General features: G+C 72.0%; 22 protein-coding genes. 13 read left to right on the top strand and 9 right to left on the bottom strand.

Annotation, left to right across the window (positions count from 1 at the left end; translation table 11 throughout):
- Positions 1 to 41 precede the first annotated feature (41 nt).
- The 8 genes from QA634_RS15190 to QA634_RS15155 are packed head-to-tail and all read left to right on the top strand — an operon-like array spanning position 42 to position 6755.
- A complete protein-coding gene (locus QA634_RS15190; protein WP_012332805.1) occupies positions 42 to 905 on the top strand; it encodes a substrate-binding domain-containing protein in 864 nt (287 codons plus the stop codon).
- Positions 902 to 1465, top strand: a complete 564-nt coding sequence (locus QA634_RS15185) for a c-type cytochrome (protein WP_012332804.1) — start codon at positions 902 to 904, stop codon at positions 1463 to 1465. Before QA634_RS15190 ends, QA634_RS15185 begins: the two co-directional genes overlap by 4 nt.
- Complete coding sequence (gene coxB, locus QA634_RS15180; RefSeq protein WP_012332803.1) at positions 1462 to 2478, top strand: cytochrome c oxidase subunit II; 1017 nt, start codon at positions 1462 to 1464, stop codon at positions 2476 to 2478. Before QA634_RS15185 ends, coxB begins: the two co-directional genes overlap by 4 nt.
- Positions 2475 to 4391, top strand: coding sequence for a cytochrome c oxidase subunit I (gene ctaD / locus QA634_RS15175; protein ID WP_012332802.1), 1917 nt, complete (start codon positions 2475 to 2477; stop codon positions 4389 to 4391). Before coxB ends, ctaD begins: the two co-directional genes overlap by 4 nt.
- Positions 4388 to 5026: a cytochrome c oxidase subunit 3 gene (locus QA634_RS15170; RefSeq protein ID WP_012332801.1), complete on the top strand. Its 639-nt coding sequence runs from the start codon at positions 4388 to 4390 to the stop codon at positions 5024 to 5026. The genes ctaD and QA634_RS15170 overlap by 4 nt, the downstream gene beginning before the upstream one ends.
- A 7-nt stretch (positions 5027 to 5033) precedes the next feature.
- Positions 5034 to 5423 (top strand): hypothetical protein, encoded by a 390-nt coding sequence (locus QA634_RS15165; protein ID WP_012332800.1) that lies wholly within the window; start codon positions 5034 to 5036, stop codon positions 5421 to 5423.
- Positions 5424 to 5470: 47 nt separating this feature from the next.
- Entirely contained in the window at positions 5471 to 6367 is an 897-nt protein-coding gene (locus QA634_RS15160) for a cytochrome c oxidase assembly protein (protein ID WP_012332799.1), read from the top strand.
- Positions 6357 to 6755 carry a c-type cytochrome gene (locus QA634_RS15155; RefSeq protein WP_012332798.1) on the top strand — a complete coding sequence of 133 codons (399 nt, stop codon included), beginning with the start codon at positions 6357 to 6359 and terminating at the stop codon, positions 6753 to 6755. The genes QA634_RS15160 and QA634_RS15155 overlap by 11 nt, the downstream gene beginning before the upstream one ends.
- A gap of 102 nt (positions 6756 to 6857) precedes the next feature.
- Here QA634_RS15155 and QA634_RS15150 read toward each other — a convergent pair whose 3' ends face one another.
- From QA634_RS15150 to QA634_RS15120, 7 genes are all read right to left on the bottom strand, one after another.
- Positions 6858 to 7112, bottom strand: a complete 255-nt coding sequence (locus QA634_RS15150; RefSeq protein WP_012332797.1) for a hypothetical protein — start codon at positions 7110 to 7112, stop codon at positions 6858 to 6860.
- Between the two features lie 296 nt (positions 7113 to 7408).
- Positions 7409 to 7615 carry a hypothetical protein gene (locus QA634_RS15145; protein ID WP_236728695.1) on the bottom strand — a complete coding sequence of 69 codons (207 nt, stop codon included), beginning with the start codon at positions 7613 to 7615 and terminating at the stop codon, positions 7409 to 7411.
- A 145-nt stretch (positions 7616 to 7760) separates the two neighbouring features.
- Positions 7761 to 7961: a hypothetical protein gene (locus QA634_RS15140; protein ID WP_012332795.1), complete on the bottom strand. Its 201-nt coding sequence runs from the start codon at positions 7959 to 7961 to the stop codon at positions 7761 to 7763.
- Positions 7962 to 8075: 114 nt separating this feature from the next.
- On the bottom strand, positions 8076 to 8414 hold the full coding sequence (locus QA634_RS15135) for a DUF6481 family protein (protein ID WP_043702415.1): 339 nt from the start codon (positions 8412 to 8414) through the stop codon (positions 8076 to 8078).
- A gap of 26 nt (positions 8415 to 8440) precedes the next feature.
- Positions 8441 to 8662, bottom strand: coding sequence for a hypothetical protein (locus tag QA634_RS15130; protein ID WP_150108662.1), 222 nt, complete (start codon positions 8660 to 8662; stop codon positions 8441 to 8443).
- 87 nt (positions 8663 to 8749) lie between these two features.
- A complete protein-coding gene (locus QA634_RS15125) occupies positions 8750 to 8959 on the bottom strand; it encodes a cold-shock protein (RefSeq protein WP_018260584.1) in 210 nt (69 codons plus the stop codon).
- A 272-nt stretch (positions 8960 to 9231) separates the two neighbouring features.
- On the bottom strand, positions 9232 to 9438 hold the full coding sequence (locus QA634_RS15120) for a hypothetical protein (RefSeq protein ID WP_012332791.1): 207 nt from the start codon (positions 9436 to 9438) through the stop codon (positions 9232 to 9234).
- A gap of 87 nt (positions 9439 to 9525) precedes the next feature.
- Here QA634_RS15120 and QA634_RS15115 point away from each other — a divergent pair, with 87 nt between their 5' ends.
- Positions 9526 to 10230: a spermidine synthase gene (locus QA634_RS15115; RefSeq protein WP_012332790.1), complete on the top strand. Its 705-nt coding sequence runs from the start codon at positions 9526 to 9528 to the stop codon at positions 10228 to 10230.
- 9 nt (positions 10231 to 10239) lie between these two features.
- Here QA634_RS15115 and QA634_RS15110 read toward each other — a convergent pair whose 3' ends face one another.
- Positions 10240 to 10719 (bottom strand): hypothetical protein, encoded by a 480-nt coding sequence (locus QA634_RS15110; RefSeq protein WP_012332789.1) that lies wholly within the window; start codon positions 10717 to 10719, stop codon positions 10240 to 10242.
- 171 nt (positions 10720 to 10890) lie between these two features.
- On the opposite strand from QA634_RS15110, the gene QA634_RS15105 reads away from it, so the two are divergent.
- Positions 10891 to 11100 carry a hypothetical protein gene (locus tag QA634_RS15105; protein ID WP_012332788.1) on the top strand — a complete coding sequence of 70 codons (210 nt, stop codon included), beginning with the start codon at positions 10891 to 10893 and terminating at the stop codon, positions 11098 to 11100.
- A 46-nt stretch (positions 11101 to 11146) separates the two neighbouring features.
- Here the strand turns inward: QA634_RS15105 and QA634_RS15100 are convergent, their stop codons facing one another.
- Positions 11147 to 12040 (bottom strand): LysR family transcriptional regulator, encoded by an 894-nt coding sequence (locus tag QA634_RS15100; protein ID WP_012332787.1) that lies wholly within the window; start codon positions 12038 to 12040, stop codon positions 11147 to 11149.
- A gap of 162 nt (positions 12041 to 12202) precedes the next feature.
- Here QA634_RS15100 and QA634_RS15095 point away from each other — a divergent pair, with 162 nt between their 5' ends.
- Genes QA634_RS15095 through QA634_RS15085 form a run of 3 tightly spaced genes read left to right on the top strand, consistent with a single transcriptional unit; the run spans position 12203 to position 15643 of the window.
- Positions 12203 to 13795 carry an ABC transporter substrate-binding protein gene (locus QA634_RS15095; protein WP_012332786.1) on the top strand — a complete coding sequence of 531 codons (1593 nt, stop codon included), beginning with the start codon at positions 12203 to 12205 and terminating at the stop codon, positions 13793 to 13795.
- Positions 13796 to 13802: 7 nt separating this feature from the next.
- Entirely contained in the window at positions 13803 to 14717 is a 915-nt protein-coding gene (locus QA634_RS15090) for an ABC transporter permease (RefSeq protein WP_012332785.1), read from the top strand.
- Positions 14714 to 15643, top strand: coding sequence for an ABC transporter permease (locus QA634_RS15085; protein WP_012332784.1), 930 nt, complete (start codon positions 14714 to 14716; stop codon positions 15641 to 15643). Before QA634_RS15090 ends, QA634_RS15085 begins: the two co-directional genes overlap by 4 nt.
- The last annotated feature ends 46 nt before the right edge of the window (positions 15644 to 15689 follow it).

The raw sequence follows: 15689 nt of genomic DNA, 5'->3' as shown, positions 1-15689 counted from the left end.
CCGATCGCGTCGCCGTCGGACGCTGCTCCGGGTCGTCGGCCTTGCCGCATCGTCCTCGACGGACCGGCATCCGCTTCGTCGGACGATGCTCCGGGCTGCTCAGGCTCGCCTGCGGCTGCGCCGCTGCCCTCGCCTGTTCGGGGGCCTGCGCCCGCGAGCTGCGGGTCTGCGCGGACCCGAACAACCTGCCGTTCTCGAACCGGGGCGGGGAGGGGTTCGAGAACCGGATCGTCGACATCGTCGCCCGCGATCTCGGCGCCACCGTGACCTACACGTGGTGGGCGCAGCGGCGCGGCTTCCTGCGCAACACCATCCTGGCTGGCCGGTGCGATCTCGTTCCCGGAATCCCGGTCGGGCTCGAGGCCCTGCGGCCGACCCGGCCCTATTACCGCTCGTCCTTCGTGGTCGTGTCGCGTCCCGGGGGCCCCTCGATCCGGTCGCTCGATGACCCGAACCTGGCCGGCATGACCGTGGGCGTGCAGCTCGTCGGCAAGGACGCGGCCGGCACCCCGCCCGCGCGGGCGCTCGCCCGCCGGGGCATGACCGGGAACGTGCGCGGCTACCTCCTCACGGGTGACTACGCGGCGCCGAACCCGCCCGCCCGCATCATCGACGCGGTGGCCAGCGGAGAGATCGACGTCGCCCTCGCGTGGGGGCCGATGGCCGGCTACTTCGCGGCGCGGGCGGACCCACCCCTGCGCGTGGCACCGATCGAGCCCGCCATCGACGGGCCGAAAGGGCCGATGGTCTTCGACGTGGCCATGGGGGTGCGACGGGGGGACGAGGATCTGCGCCTGGAGGTGGGCGCGGCGCTGGAGCGCCACCGGGCCGAGATCGACGCGATCCTCCTCCGCTACGACGTGCCCCGCCTGGACGGCACGCGCCGGGTCGAGGCGGGGCCATGAACCGGCTTTCGGCCAAGCTGGCGCTCGCCGCGCTCGCCCTCGCGGCCTGCCAGAGGGAGGATCGCGAGGCGCGCCCGAGCCCCGTCGGGGCGGAGTCCCGGGAGCAGGTCGCCCTCAGCGATCTGTCGCCGGGCGAGGCGCTGCCGACCACCCGCACCAGCGGCCGGGCCAAGCAGTTCGAGGGCAACGCCTACCACCTCAGCCAGGGCAAGAAGCTCTTCACGTGGTTCAACTGCAGCGGTTGCCACGCCCAGGGCGGCGGCGGCATGGGACCTGCCCTGATCGACGACCGCTGGATCTACGGCGGTTCGATCGAGAACATTGTCCAGACCATCCGCGAGGGCCGGCCGAACGGCATGCCCTCGTTCCGCGGGCGCATCCCCGACGACCAGATCTGGGAGCTCGCCGCCTATGTCCGCTCGATGAGCGGGAACGTGCCGTCGAGCGCGGCGCCCTCCCGCAGCGACAGCATGCATCCGCATCCCTCCGAGAACCGGACCAGCCCGAGCCCGCCGGTCTCGGGTGGGATTGTTCCGCCGTCAGGGCAGATGCCCCGATGAGCGCGCGGGGGAGTGCTCGGCGCGCCCTGGCCCTCGGCCTCGCCCTCCCGCTCGCGGGCTGCACCTTCGTGCAGTCCCCCCTGGACCCGGTCAGCCCGCAGGCGCGGGATCTGCTGTGGCTGTTCTGGCTGTTCAGCGCCGTGCTGGCGGCGATCTGGCTGGCCGTGATGCTCGCGCTCCTCGCGAGCTTTCGGGCGAGGAGGGCGGAGACCGCCGACCCGCTGGCGATCGACCCGCGGCGCGAGCGGCGCGCGACCGCGCTCGTGGCGGGACTGACGGTCGCGACCGGCCTCGTCGTGCTGGTCCTGACCGGTCTGAGCTACGCCGGGCAGCGCCGGCTGTTCGGCGACGAGGCGGCCCGGGTGACGATCCGCGTGATCGGGCACCAATGGTGGTGGGAGGTGCAGTACGAGGACCCCGAGCCGAGCCGCGGCTTCACCACCGCGAACGAGATCCACGTGCCGGTCGGGGTGCCGGTGCGGCTGACGCTCGATTCCACGGACGTGATCCACTCCTTCTGGGTCCCGAGCCTGACGGGCAAGCAGGACCTCATCCCGGGGCGGACCAACGCGATCCACTTCACCGCCGAGCGTCCCGGCCTCTACCGCGGCCAATGCGCCGAGTTCTGCGGGATGCAGCATGCCAAGATGGGCCTCCTGGTGATCGCGGAGGACGAGGAGAGCTTCGACCGCTGGCGCCGGGGGCAGGCCGCACCGCGTCCGGAGCCCGGGAGCGACGAGGCCCGGGCGGGCGAGGCGGCCTTCGTCGCCGCGCCCTGCTCCCTCTGCCATCAGGTGCGGGGCACCGCCGCGGCCGGCCGCAACGGTCCGGAACTCACCCATGTGGGCTCGCGCCGCACCCTGGCCGCCGGCACCCTGCCGATGAGCCGGGGCAACCTGGCGGCCTGGATCGTCGACCCGCACGGCATCAAGCCCGGGGTGAACATGCCCCTGGTGAGGCTCGACCCCGACCAGCTGAACACCGTCTCGGCCTACCTCGAGGGGCTCAAATGAGCGACGTGGCGTCCGCGACCGGCGACCTGCGCGACACGAACCTCGACGGGCCGGCGCTCAGCGCGCGGCTCGGCCGCGTCTGGGGGACCCGGCGCGGCCTCCTCGGCGCGCTCGCCACGGTCGACCACAAGATCATCGGCCGGCGCTACATCGTGACGGCCTTCCTGTTCCTGTTCCTCGGCGGCCTCACCGCCCTCGTGATGCGCCTGCAGCTCGCCCGGCCGGAGAGCGGCCTCGTCGGTCCCGACACCTACAACCAGCTCTTCACGATGCACGGCTCGACCATGATGTTCCTGTTCGGCGTGCCGATCGGGGAGGCCATGGCCGTCTACCTCGTGCCGCTGATGGTCGGCACCCGCAACATCGCCTTCCCGCGCCTCAATGCCTTCTCGTACTGGGTCTACCTCTCGGGCGGGCTGTTCCTGTGGGTGTCGTTCCTGCTCAACATCGGGCCGGATGTCGGCTGGTTCGCCTACGTGCCGCTCTCCGGACCTGAGTACTCGCCGGGCAAGCGCGCCGATACCTGGGCGCAGATGATCACCTTCACGGAGCTCTCGGGCCTCGCGGTCGCGATCGAGATCATCGTGACGGTGCTCAAGCAACGCGCGCCCGGCATGACGCTGGACCGCATTCCCGTCTTCGTCTGGGCACTGTTCGTCAACTCCTTCATCATCGTGTTCGCGCTGCCCGCGGTGATGCTCGCCTCGACCTTCCTGATCCTTGACCGGCTGGTCGGCACGCACCTGTTCAACCCGGCCGAGGGCGGCGACGCGCTGCTCTACCAGCATCTGTTCTGGTTCTTCGGCCATCCGGAAGTCTACATCATCTTCCTGCCGGGGACCGCCTTCGTGTCGGCGATCATCCCGACCTTCGCGCGGCGCGAGACGTTCGGCTACCTCGCCCTCGTCCTGTCGCTGATCGCCACCGGCTTCCTGTCCTTCGGCCTCTGGGTCCACCACATGTTCGTGACCGGGCTGCCGCAGCTCGGGGCGGCCTTCTTCACCGCGTCGAGCATGCTGATCGCGATCCCGAACGGGCTGCAGATCTTCTGCTGGATTGCGACGCTGTGGGACGGGCGGCCGGTCTGGCGCACGCCGCTGCTGTTCGTGGCCGGCTTCTTCTTCATCTTCGTGGCGGGCGGGTTGTCCGGGATCATGCTCGCCTCGGTGCCGATCGACACCCAGGTCCACGACACCTACTTCGTCGTCGCGCACTTCCACTACGTGCTGATCGGCGGCAACGTCTTCCCGCTGATCGGTGCGATCTACTACTGGTTCCCGAAATTCACCGGACGCCTGCTGAGCGAGCGGCTCGGCGCCTGGAATTTCTGGCTCACCTTCGTCGGCTTCAACGTCGCGTTCTTCCCGATGCACATCAGCGGGCTGATGGGGATGCCGCGCCGCGTCTACACCTACGGGCCCGAGATGGGCTGGGGACACCTGCAGCTCCTCTCGACGGCGGGCGCGCTGATCCTGTTCGCGGGCTTCCTCGTCTTCGCCTGGAACGTGATCGCCAGCCTGCGTCGCGGCGACGTCGCCGGCGCGAATCCCTGGAACTCCGGCACGCTCGAATGGGCGACGGCGTCCCCCCCGCCTCCCCAGAACTTCGACCGCATCCCGCTCGTCACCCACCGCGAGCCGCTCTGGGCGGAGCGGGGCGGCCTGCCCGTCGTGACCGGCCTGAGCGTCGGCCATCGCGAACTGGTCGTCAGCAGCGTGGCCGAGGCCGAGCCCCAGCTGCGCGAGACCTCGCCCGCTCCGTCGATCTGGCCGCTCGCGGCGGCGATCGCCGTCGGGGTGACCTTCATCGGCTCGATCTTCACACCCTACGCGGTGCTCTGGGGGGCGCTGCCGATCGCGGCGGCGCTCACCGGCTGGTTCTGGCCCAAGACCGCGGCGGAGGACGAGGAATGAGCACCCTGCGCGCCGAGGCGCGACCCGCCCGGGCCGACGCGCCGCGCGTGACCCGGGACGTCTCGGCCCTCCCGACCTACGGCTTCGGCCCGACGAGCCCGATGTGGTGGGGCACGCTCGGCTTCTTCGTCGTCGAGGGCACCGGGTTCGCGCTCGCGCTCGGCGCCTGCTTCTACCTGGTGCAGCAGAACCCGCAATGGCCCCTGGCGCCGGCGCCGCCCGACCACTGGGCCGGAACCCTCAACACGCTGCTCCTGCTCGCCAGCCTCTGGCCGAACCGGGTGGCCGACCGCGACGCGCAGGCGCTGGACCTCGGGCGCGTGCGGCGCGACCTCGTGATCATGTCCCTCGTCGCGATCGCGGCGACCGCCGTCCGGCTCTACGAGTTCACGGGCCTCGGCGTGAACTGGGACCAGAACGCCTACGGCTCGATCACCTGGGTGCTGCTCGGCCTGCACCTGACGCACCTGATCACCGATGCGGGCGACACGCTGGTGCTCACCGCCCTGATGTTCACGCGTCACGCGACCGGCAAGCGCTTCAGCGACGTGAGCGACAACGCCTTCTACTGGTACTTCGTCGTGCTGTCCTGGCTGCCGATCTACCTGGCCGTGTACTGGCTGCCGCGCTGGTGAGGGTGCGATGCGCAACTGGCTGACCGGAGGATGGCCCTCCGCCGGAATCTTCGCCGGCCCGACGGCGTGGCTGGTGAGCACGCAGGCGAACTACGCGCTCGCGCCCTGGAGCTGCGCCCACCGCTTTCCGGTGATCCCCCTCCTCGCGGCGGCTCTGGTCGCGGCGAGCCTGGGCGGGAGCTACGCCTCGTGGCGCGCCTGTCAGCGGCCGCCGGAGGCCGACGCGACCACGGTGCCGGCCCCGGACGGGTCGCGCGCGACCTCCCTCGACTCGCCCGAGGGCGGCCGTCCTCACCGGCTGATCGCCGCGATCGGCGTGCTGGTCTCGCTCCTGTTCGCCGTCGTGATCGGGGTTCACGGCGTCGCCGGGCTGGTGTTCAGCGGGTGCGAGCGGTGAGGCGGCCCGCGGCGAAGGAGGCCCGCGCCCGGGCAGCTTGCGCCGCGATGGTCACCGCGGCACTCGTCCTGCCGACGGGCAGCTCGGCCCATGGCGGCGATCCCGGCGCGCTCTGGCCGAGCGGCCCCGCCTGGGCGAGCGACCCGAGGGTGCTCGCTCCGCTCTCCGTCAGCGCCGTGCTGTTCCTGGTCGGCACGGTGCGCCTGTGGGGGCGGGCCGGTCACGGCCGCGGGGTGCGCCGCTGGCAGGTCGCCTGCTTCTGGAGCGGTTGGACCGTGCTGGCCCTGGCCCTGCTGTCCCCGCTGCACGGGTGGGGCGAACGTCTCTTCACCGCCCACATGGTCGAGCACGAGCTCCTGATGGTGATCGCGGCTCCCCTGCTCGTGCTCGCCCGCCCGGGCAGCGCGATGCTGTGGGCCCTGCCCGCGTCCTGGCGCCCGCGCGTCGGCGGGGTCGTCCGCCTGCCGGTCCTCGGTCCCGCGTGGCGGTCCATGCGAACGCCGTTCTCGGCGACGCTGCTCCACGGGGTGGCGCTCTGGGCCTGGCACATGCCGGGCCTCTACGATCTCGTGCTGGTGAACGCCCTCGCGCACTGGCTCCAGCACCTCAGTTTCCTGCTCTCGGCGCTCCTGTTCTGGTGGGCCCTGCTGCACGGGCCCGTCCGGAGCCGCGGCTACGGGGCATCCTTCCTCTACCTCTTCCTGACGAGCCTCCACACGGGCCTGCTCGGAGTCCTGCTGACGGTCTCGCCGCGGCTCTGGTACCCGCGCCAGGTCGCGGCGGCCGCCGAGTGGGGGCTGACTCCCCTGGAGGATCAGCAGCTCGCCGGTCTGGTGATGTGGGTGCCGGCCGGGCTGGTCTACGCCGCGGCCGCCCTGACGCTGGCCGGGATCTGGATCCGTCGCTCAGGACCGGACACCGCGAGGCAGGCCCATGCCGCTTAGATGGATCGCGCTCCTCGCCGCGGCGGCGGCCCTCGCCACCGGCGGCCTCGTCGCTCACCGGATCGACCTTCGGCGTCAACGGGTCGAGCTTGCCAGGAACCTGACTGGGGGAGACCCCGACCGTGCCCCGGCGCTGATGATCGGCCACGGCTGCGCCGGCTGCCACGAGATCCCGGGCCTCGCGGGCCCTCGGGGGCGGGTCGGCCCGCCGCTGGGCAGCGTGGCCGAGCGCGTCTACATCGGCGGGGTCGTGACGAACACGCCCGAGAACCTGGTTCGCTGGATCGTCGATCCGAGAGCCCTCGATCCCCGGACGGCGATGCCGGTCACCGGGATTTCCGAGGCGCAGGCCCGGGACATCGCGGCCTACCTGTACGCCCATCGCTAGAGGCGCGCCGGCCGGACCGCCCGCCGCCGTCCCGCCGGACGGCGCCGATCGGCACCGCCGCCGGCTCGACGCCGAGCCGGCGACCGCTTCGGCGACCGATGCTCAGGACCCCGTGATCATCTCGGCGAAGTCGTCCGGCACCTCGCCGAACCGGCCCAGGATCGCGACGCCTTCCAGTTCGCCCGTCTCGCTGTCGGCCCGGATCCGCAGGGCGGCCGCGCCGGGCTTGCGGGCCGCGATGGCCTCGGCGCGCTTGAGCGCGCCGCTCTCGGTCGGGGCGACGTCGCGCGCGCCCGGCACGAGGCGCTTGCGCTTCATCTCGAAGGTCTGGATCACGTAGGTGGTCGCCGTCGCCATGGTCGTTCCGGGATCGCGTGCGTCCGTCCGATTTCGTTCTAAGCATCCTTCCGCCGGCCGGGACCGGCCGGTGCCGCATTTCGCCGGCCGGGACCGGCCGGTGCCGAAGGGGTCAGCGGTTCGGCGGCGAACCGAAGCACCGCGTCAGCGAAACATGATGCAGCCTCAAGAGGCCGAGCAGAATTGCCCCATGCTCGTCTGCTCGGCGACGGGATCCGGCCGAGTCCCGCCCGACGGGCCGGGGCGCGACCCGATGTCCGACGGCGCGCTGGTCCGGCGCTCCCGCGCGGGCCGCGTCAGCTCTCGGCGGTGTCCGCCGCGTCGGCGGGCGCGGGGGCGTCCGGCGGCGGCGCGGGCCGCTGCCCCCGGGCCGGCTTGCCGCGGGACGCGCGCGAAGCGCTCGACGGTTCCGTGCCGGGCACCGGGGCGAGGCGGGCGATCCGCTCCCTGAACTCCTCGTTCGAGGGGCCGCGCGCCGCGCCTGTGATGGGGCTCCTGGTCATGCTCATTCGCTTTCGGGTTGCCCGGTCGAGAACCCGTGACGGGGAAACGGGCGCGTGCCGATCCCGGCTGCGCGGCGGACGATCCGCGCCCGGGCCGGCGGGATGTCGGGGCGCCCGAGACGGCACCCCGGCGAGGGCCGAGGGGTCAGCGGGCGGCGGCGGCGATCTCGCTCTCGCGCACGGCCCGTTCCCCCATGCGGGAGCGGATCCGGTAGGTGGCTTCCCCGGTCCGGTCCTCCGGCATCAGCTGCACGACCTCGAACACCTCCCCGCTGCTGGCGAGGGAGTCGGAGAAGCCGCTGCGGAGCATGCGGACTTGCTGATGCAGCTTGAATTTGTGCGACATGGGTCGAGTCTCTCCCGACGAGGGGCGACGCGCCGGCCTCGACGCGTCGCGGAGGTGAGGCCCCGCGGGTGCCGCCGCGGGGACCGAGGCTGCTGCCGCCGAAGGCGGGGAGCGTCACCCGCGCTGGCGGGCCTTGCGGGCCGCGTAGCGGGCGTCGCGGGCAGCCTTCCGGTCGGCCTGCAGCGACAGGGCCCGGGCCGAGGCCTCGGCCTCCTCCCGCGCCCGCGCCGCGGCCTCGACCTCGCGCCGGCGCGCCTGCTCGGCCGCCGCCAGGGCGGCCTCGGCGGCGCGCTCGGCCTCCCGCTCGGCCGCGCGCAGGGCGCGGGCCTCGGCGAGGGCCTGCCGCTCGGCGCGGCGCGCGGCCAGGGTCGGATCGTCATCGGCCGGCCGGTCGCGGAAGCGCGCCAGCATGGCCTGCCGGGAAGCGGCGGCCGATCTCAGCCGATCTCCCAGCGGGGCGTCCTGAAATCGCGCCACGGCTAGGCCCGGCTCAGGCTGACGGTGCGCACCGGACTCGAGAACCTGTCGGCCAGATGCCAGCGCAACTCCCGCGTCGAATGATAGTCGTAGGTCCTGTCGAGCAGGTGGCTGACGTCGACGCGTTCGTCGCCGACCTTCTGCCAGATCTGCCGCACCTGGAACGTCAGCGGCTCGGCCGCCGCGGAACCCGGAAGATGATTCGAAATAAACGTAAAATTCACTCAGAGTAACCTATCGGAGTTCAGGTCTGTCCACTCGGAACAGGGGAGGGATGCGGCCGGACCCGGCCGCATCGATCGCCGGAGGGTCTACGCGGCCCGGAGGCTGCCGGCGGATTGCTTGCCGCTGCGGCGATCGGTCTCGAGCTCGTAGGACACCTTCTGGCCCTCGGAGAGGGTCTGCAGGCCCGAGCGCTCGACGGCCGAGATGTGAACGAAGACGTCCTTGCCGCCGTCGTCCGGCTGAATGAAACCAAAGCCCTTCTGGCCGTTGAACCACTTGACGGTGCCGGTGCTCATCATCGTATCCATGTTTTTCGCGAGTGCACGCGTGAACCCGGCGCGCTTCAGCGCGGCCAAGTCTCGCCTGATCGATAGTTTTGGAGAGAGTGTCAGAGCGTGCGCCCGGCAAAAGCTGGGCGAAGAGGCCCGGAAGTCCGGCCAAAGATCGATAGATGCAATATGGGCCGGTTCCACCCCGATGGCAAGGCGCCCGGGCGAAAAGACCCGGCCCCGCGCGCCGTCGCTGCCCGACGCCTGCGAGGATGCGGGCGGCCCGGCGCCGCCGCGCGTCAGCGCCGCCGCGAGTCGGAGCCGGCGCGGAAGGCCCGCTCCACCGCCGCGAGGGCCTGGGCGCGCGCCTTGGCCTCGCTCTCGTGCGGCCGGTCCGACCGTTCGAGGAGCTTGCCGTGGCGGCGGATCGCCCAGCCGTAATGGCCCTTGGGCCGGGCCAGCGGTGAAACTTCGATCGCGAAGGGGTACAGGCTTGTGTCGTTCATCACACGGACATCGCACGAAAGGCGCGCCATGACCATCTACGGCGCTCCACGGACCGCGCCCGCGTCCCGAAACCAGAGGCCTTCCCGGTGACAGAATGGGTTCAACTCGATGCCGCCGCCATCCCGGGCGAGCGGGAGCCGATGCGCCTCATGCAGCGAGGCCACGAGTTCACGATCTGCGTCGGCCGGATCGAGCTGATGAGCAACCGCGCCTGCACCTCCGAGGCGGCCCTCGCCGCCCTCGCCTGCGCCCGCCTGCGGGACCGCCCGCGGGCCAGGGTGCTGATCGGCGGGCTCGGCATGGGCTTCACGCTCCGGGCCGCGCTCGACGCGCTCGGGCCGGACGCCCGGGTCGTCGTGGCGGAACTGGTGCCGGCCGTGGTGGCCTGGGCGCGCGGCCCGCTGGCCCACGTCTTCGCCGGGAGCCTCGACGATCCGCGGGTCGAGCTGCGGGAGGACGACGTCAAGCGCGTGATGCAGCAGGGGCAGGCGGATTACGACGCGATCCTGCTCGACGTCGACAACGGCCCCGAGGCGCTGACGCGGGTGGAGAACGACCGCCTCTACGACAGCTGGGGCCTGAGGCGGGCGCGCTACGCCCTGCGCTCGAGCGGCGTCCTCGGCGTCTGGTCCGGCGGGCCCGACCGGCGCTTCAAGGCCCGCCTGCGCAACACGGGCTTCGCCGTGGAGGAGGTCCGCGTGCACGCGAACGGCCGCAGCGGCCGCCGTCACGTCGTCTGGCTCGCCACGCCCTCGGAGACCGGGACGCCGTTCTGCTGGCCCGCGCCGTGAGGGGGCGGGTCAGGCCGCATCGAGCCGCCGGACCACCCTGAGCGGGGAGGTGGTGACCAGCTCCCGGTAGGTTCCGACCGGCGGGCGCTCGGGGCCCTCGCTGCCCTTCCAGTAGAGCTCGGCGAGCAGCACCGCCTCGTCGCCGCCGCAGCGGACCGCCTCGGCGATGGTCCAGTCGCCGACATGGGTCGGGGCCGCCGCATCGATCGACTCGACCTCGTAGAGCGGCTCGCGCACGCGCCCGGCATGCCGGGCGCACTGCGTCTCGACATAGGCGCGCACGTCCTCCTCCGTGAGGCAGGCGAAGATGCTGCGCAGGCGCGACGGCTTGTCCCGGAATCCGGCCGCCCTGACCTCTTCGAGGATTTTCTCGCGCGCGTGATCGTAGTGACAATGCAGCGAGACACCGATCATGCGGCCGTAATGTCCGGGCCGCAGGATTGCGCCGACCGGCGGGTAATGGTCGGCCGCGTGAAAGAGACGGGTCATGCGCGCGAGGATCACACCGAAACACTGGTCCGTCCAGGAACGGATGGGCGGGGACCGGGGAGAAAATCCGGTCCTGGCCGGAACAAAAGAGCGCTTGCGGCGTCAATACGGTCAGGGTTGCGGCGCCCCGCAGGCCCCGTCCCGTCATGCCCGACAGAGCTGGAGATCGCGATGACCAAGCTCTTCATCGGCAGCCTCCGCACGCGGCGCGGCTACCGACCGCCGATCACGATTCGGGCGACCTCCCGCTCGGAGGCGCTGTCGTTTCTGCAGGCGACCTATCCGGAGGACCGCGTCGAGGCCGTGCTGCCGGCGCAATGGTGGCCGCCGGGCTCGGATACCGGTTCGGTGATCGGCGACATCCGCGAGCACCGGGGCTGAGGGGGCGGCCGCGCTCCCCGACCGGGCCGGGCTGCGGCAGCCGCCCTCACGCCGGCGGCAGGGCGGCGAGCAGGCTGCGCAGGAAGGCCCCGACGGCCCGCGGCAGCCGGCGATCCCGCATCGTCTGCATCTGGATGCCCCGCATCAGCCCGCCCTGCGTCCGGATCGGGACCGCGGCGAGTTCCCCGAGCCGCAGGGGCGTCTCCACCGAGAGGGCCGACATCACCGCGACGCCCCGCGTGCGCCGCACGAAGGGAAGCAGCGCCCAGAGATGGTTGGCGGTCAGGGTCGGCTCGATGGCCACCCCCTCGGCCGCGCAGGCGGCGTCGAAGGTGCGCCGCGCCGTGGTGTCCCGGGTCGGCAGCGCGACCGGGTGGGCGGTGAGGTCGGCGAGGCGCAGGAGCGGCGCCCCCGCGAGCGGGTGTCCGGGCGCCGCCACCACGATCATCTCCACCCGCGCGTCGTAGACCACCCGCACCGGCGGGACGGCATCCATGGCGAAGGTCATCCCGATATCGGCGTCGCCCGCGGCGACCACCTGCGTCACCTGGGCCGGGGGCAGGATCGTCAGCTCGAAGCGGATCCCCGGATGGCTCCCGTGGAAGGCCGCGATGGCGTTCGGCAGGATGTCGAGGGCGAAGCCCTCGGAACTCGCCACCCGGATCAGGCCCCGGACCAGCCCCTGCAGGTCGCGGATCTCGGTCACGACCTGCTCGGTGCGCATCAGCACCTGGTGGGCGTGCTGGGCCAGCAACTCGCCGGCCGGGCTCGGCACCATGCCGCGCGGCCGCCGTTCGAACAGCACGCAGTCGAGCTCGGCCTCCAGGTTGGCGATCTGCCGGCTGATCGCCGAGGCGGCGACGTTGAGCTGCGCGCTCGCCGCCGCGATCGATCCCGTTCGCGCCACGGCCAGGAAGTACCGCAGGCTGCTGGTCTGCATCGCTCCCGCCCCCGCCGACCCTTGCCGGATCGGCAACGGACGCTTCGCCAAATTCTACTTGCTGCGAACCATCCTGCACAACACTCTGGCATGGTCACGAAAGCGGCAGGGGCTCCGCGGGACCCATCCGGGGCGGTGCCTCACTCTGAGAGGCGATCCGACATGCTGAGACGGACCCGACCGGCCCCCCGCCTCGCCCGCACCGCCCCGCGCGGTCGCGGAGCGGCGGCCCTGCTCCTTGCCGGGACGGCCTTCCTGGCCGGAACGGCCTTCCTGGCCGGGGCGGCGGGCCCGGCCCTCGCCGGCAAGGCCAACGACACCCTGGTCTACGCCTCGGACAGCGAGCCCGAGAACGTCAGCCCCTATCACAACAGCGCCCGCGAGGGGGTCATCCTGGCCCGCAACGCCTGGGACACGCTGCTCTACCGCGATCCCGCCACCGGCACCTACCAGCCGATGCTGGCGACCGCCTGGACATGGGCCGATCCCGTCACCCTCGACCTCACCATCCGGGAGGGCGTGGTCTTCCACAACGGCGATCCGCTCACGCCGGAGGACGTCGCCTTCACCTTCAACTACGTGCTCACGCCCGAGGCGCGCACGGTCACCAAGCAGAACGTCGACTGGATGAAGTCCACCGAGGTGCTGGGCCCGCACACGGTGCGCATCCACCTGAAGGCGCCGTTCCCGGCCGCGCTCGAATACCTCGCGGGTCCGACCCCGATCTTCCCGGCGGCCTATTTCAAGAAGGTGGGGCTCGACGGCTTCGCCAAGGCGCCGGTCGGCACGGGGCCCTACCGGATCGTCAGCGTCGAGAGCGGGCGCGGCGTCAAGCTCGAGCGCTTCGAGAAGTACTGGTCCGGCAGCCCGATCGGGCGGCCGAAGATCGGCAAGCTCGAATTCCGGGTCATCCCGGACGCCGACAGCCGGATGGCCGAGCTCGTCACCGGCGGCATCGACTGGATCTGGCGCGTGCCGAGCGACCAGGCCGATCAGCTGCGCGCGGCGCCCGGGATCACGGTGCTGAGCGCCGAGACGATGCGGGTCGGCTTCCTGCAATTCGACGTCGGCGGCCGGGCGATGGAGAAGTCGCCCCTCAGGGACGTGCGGGTGCGCCGGGCGATCTCCTACGCGATCGACCGCAAGGCGATGGTCGACAACCTCGTGCGCGGCGGCGCGCGCGTGATGAACGTGCTGTGCTTCTCCGGGCAGTTCGGCTGCGTCGAGGAGGGCGCCCCGCGCTACGCCTACGATCCCGCCAAGGCCAAGGCGCTGCTCAAGGAGGCGGGCTACCCGGACGGGTTCGAGATCGACCTCGCGGCCTATCGCGAGCGCGATTACGCCGAGGCCGTGATCGGCTACCTGCGGGCGGTCGGCATCCGGGCGCGGCTCAACTACCTGCGCTACGCCGCCTTCCGGGACGCGCTGCGCGGCGGCAAGGTCTCGATCGGCTTCCAGACCTGGGGCTCGTTCTCGGTCAACGACGTCTCGGCCTTCACGGGCGTGTATTTCCGCGGCGGCGACGAGGATCTGACCCGCGACCCGGCGGTGATCGCGGCGCTCCAGGCCGGCGACACCGCGAGCGACCCGGGCGAGCGCAAGGCGAAGTACGCCGAGGCGCTCTCGCGCATCGCCGGCGAGGCCTACGCGCTGCCGATGTTCTCCTACCCGTCGAACTACGCCTTCACCCAGGACCTGAACTTCACGGCGCAGCCCGACGAGGTGCCGCGCTTCTACGCCGCCTCCTGGAAGTGAGGCCGCGATGCTGCGCTTCGCCCTGCGCCGCGTGCTCGTGGCGCTCAGCGTCGCCGTCACCGTCTCGGTGGCGAGCTTCCTGCTGCTGCACCTCTCCGGCGACCTCGCCACGGCGATCGCCGGGCCCGATGCGACGGGCGCGCAGATCGAGGCGATCCGGACCCAGTACGGGCTCGACCGGCCCCTCCTCGCCCAGTTCGCCGCCTGGGCCTGGAAGGCGCTCCACCTCGATTTCGGCCAGTCCTTCTACTTCCGCGAGCAGGTCACCGACCTGATCGCCGCCCGCCTGCCGGTGACGCTCATTCTCGGCGTCGTGGCGCTCGCCGTCGCCCTGTTCGTGGCGATCCCGCTCGGGGTGCTGGCGGCGGTGCGCCGCGACACCTGGATCGACCGCGCGGCCCTGTTCGTCTCGGTGCTGGGGCAGGCGATGCCGACCTTCTGGTTCGGCCTCGCCCTGATCATCGTGTTCTCGGTCAACCTGCGCTGGCTGCCGGTCTCGGGCAACGCCACCTGGAAGCATTTCGTGCTGCCCGCGGTGGCGCTCGGCTACTACGCCATGCCGGCGGTGATGCGGCTCACCCGCAACGGCATGCTGGAGGTGCTCTCCTCCGACTTCGTCCGCACCGCCCGGGCCAAGGGCCTGCCGCCGCGCAAGATCCTGGTCCGCCACGCCCTGCGCAACGCGGTGATCCCGGTGATCGCGCTCGCCGCGGTGCAGTTCGGCTTCATGCTCGGCGGATCGATCGTCGTCGAGGCGGTGTTCTCGCTCCAGGGGCTCGGCCAGCTCGCCTGGGAGTCGATCGCCCGCAACGACTTCCCGGTGGTGCAGGCGATCGTGCTGGTTCTGGCGATGATCTACATCGCGCTCACCCTGGCCGCCGACCTCCTCAACGCCCTCCTCGATCCGCGACTGCGCCAATGATCGCCCCGAGCTCCCCGCCGGCCGAGCCCGGCCTCGTCCCCCCGGCCGCCGAGGCGCCGCTGCCGGTGCGCTCGCCGACCGCTATCGTGCTGCGCCGCGGCCTGTCGCACGCCGGCTTCCTGATCGGGGCCGGGCTCCTCGGGCTCGTCCTGCTCACGGCGCTCGCCGCGCCGCTGCTCGCCCCGCACGACCCCTACGCGCAGGACGTCTCGCGGCGCCTGATCCCGCCCATCTGGCAGGCCAAGGGCTCCTGGGAGCACCTGCTCGGCACCGACAAGCTCGGGCGGGACTATCTCAGCCGCCTGATCTACGGCAGCCAGATCTCGCTGCTGATCGGGTTCTCGGCGGCGCTGATCTCCGGGCTGATCGGCACGACGCTCGGCCTGCTGGCCGGCTATTTCGGCGGCCGGATCGACGCCCTGGTGAGCTACGTCGTCACCACGCGCCTCGCGCTGCCGGTCGTGCTGGTGGCGCTCGCCATGGCGGCGCTGGTCGGCGGCTCGCTCAAGGTCGTGGTGCTGGTCCTCGGCCTGCTGCTCTGGGACCGCTTCGCGGTGGTGACGCGGGCGGCGACCCGGCAGGTGCGGGCCCAGGATTTCGTCGCCGCCGCCGAGGCGCAGGGCTTCTCGACCGCCCGGATCCTCCTGCAGGAGATCCTGCCCAACATCCTCAACGCGCTCATCGTGGTGGCGACGCTGGAGATGGCGCACGCCATCCTGCTCGAGGCCGCCCTGTCCTTCCTCGGCCTCGGCGTGCAGCCGCCGCTGCCCTCCTGGGGCCTGATGATCGCCGAGGGCAAGCCGTACATGCTGTTCCAGCCCTGGGTGATCACCATCCCGGGCGTGGCCCTGCTGGTCCTGGTGCTCGCCGTCAACCTGCTCGGGGATGGCCTGCGCGACATTACCGCCCCCGAGCGGCGTTCCTGACCGCGCGAACCTCCGTTCGAGGTCCGCCAAGAGTCTGATAGGTCTG

The organism is Methylobacterium sp. CB376, assembly GCF_029714205.1.
In the GTDB taxonomy this organism is placed as follows: domain Bacteria; phylum Pseudomonadota; class Alphaproteobacteria; order Rhizobiales; family Beijerinckiaceae; genus Methylobacterium.
Note: the sequence above shows the minus strand (reverse complement) of the source record. Positions and strands in the feature narration are given on the sequence as shown.

Bases quoted from the DNA above. Each gene is read 5' to 3' on its own strand.
- QA634_RS15150 (WP_012332797.1), bottom strand. From the start codon at position 7,112: ATGGCGACGGCGACCACCTACGTGATCCAGACCTTCGAGATGAAGCGC.
- coxB (WP_012332803.1), top strand. From the start codon at position 1,462: ATGAGCGCGCGGGGGAGTGCTCGGCGCGCCCTGGCCCTCGGCCTCGCC.
- QA634_RS15125 (WP_018260584.1), bottom strand. From the start codon at position 8,959: ATGAGCACCGGCACCGTCAAGTGGTTCAACGGCCAGAAGGGCTTTGGT.
- QA634_RS15085 (WP_012332784.1), top strand. From the start codon at position 14,714: ATGATCGCCCCGAGCTCCCCGCCGGCCGAGCCCGGCCTCGTCCCCCCG.
- QA634_RS15110 (WP_012332789.1), bottom strand. From the start codon at position 10,719: ATGACCCGTCTCTTTCACGCGGCCGACCATTACCCGCCGGTCGGCGCA.
- QA634_RS15145 (WP_236728695.1), bottom strand. From the start codon at position 7,615: ATGACCAGGAGCCCCATCACAGGCGCGGCGCGCGGCCCCTCGAACGAG.
- QA634_RS15120 (WP_012332791.1), bottom strand. From the start codon at position 9,438: ATGAACGACACAAGCCTGTACCCCTTCGCGATCGAAGTTTCACCGCTG.
- QA634_RS15140 (WP_012332795.1), bottom strand. From the start codon at position 7,961: ATGTCGCACAAATTCAAGCTGCATCAGCAAGTCCGCATGCTCCGCAGC.
- QA634_RS15155 (WP_012332798.1), top strand. From the start codon at position 6,357: ATGCCGCTTAGATGGATCGCGCTCCTCGCCGCGGCGGCGGCCCTCGCC.
- QA634_RS15105 (WP_012332788.1), top strand. From the start codon at position 10,891: ATGACCAAGCTCTTCATCGGCAGCCTCCGCACGCGGCGCGGCTACCGA.
- QA634_RS15165 (WP_012332800.1), top strand. From the start codon at position 5,034: ATGCGCAACTGGCTGACCGGAGGATGGCCCTCCGCCGGAATCTTCGCC.
- QA634_RS15090 (WP_012332785.1), top strand. From the start codon at position 13,803: ATGCTGCGCTTCGCCCTGCGCCGCGTGCTCGTGGCGCTCAGCGTCGCC.
- ctaD (WP_012332802.1), top strand. From the start codon at position 2,475: ATGAGCGACGTGGCGTCCGCGACCGGCGACCTGCGCGACACGAACCTC.
- QA634_RS15185 (WP_012332804.1), top strand. From the start codon at position 902: ATGAACCGGCTTTCGGCCAAGCTGGCGCTCGCCGCGCTCGCCCTCGCG.
- QA634_RS15095 (WP_012332786.1), top strand. From the start codon at position 12,203: ATGCTGAGACGGACCCGACCGGCCCCCCGCCTCGCCCGCACCGCCCCG.
- QA634_RS15160 (WP_012332799.1), top strand. From the start codon at position 5,471: ATGGTCACCGCGGCACTCGTCCTGCCGACGGGCAGCTCGGCCCATGGC.
- QA634_RS15170 (WP_012332801.1), top strand. From the start codon at position 4,388: ATGAGCACCCTGCGCGCCGAGGCGCGACCCGCCCGGGCCGACGCGCCG.
- QA634_RS15100 (WP_012332787.1), bottom strand. From the start codon at position 12,040: ATGCAGACCAGCAGCCTGCGGTACTTCCTGGCCGTGGCGCGAACGGGA.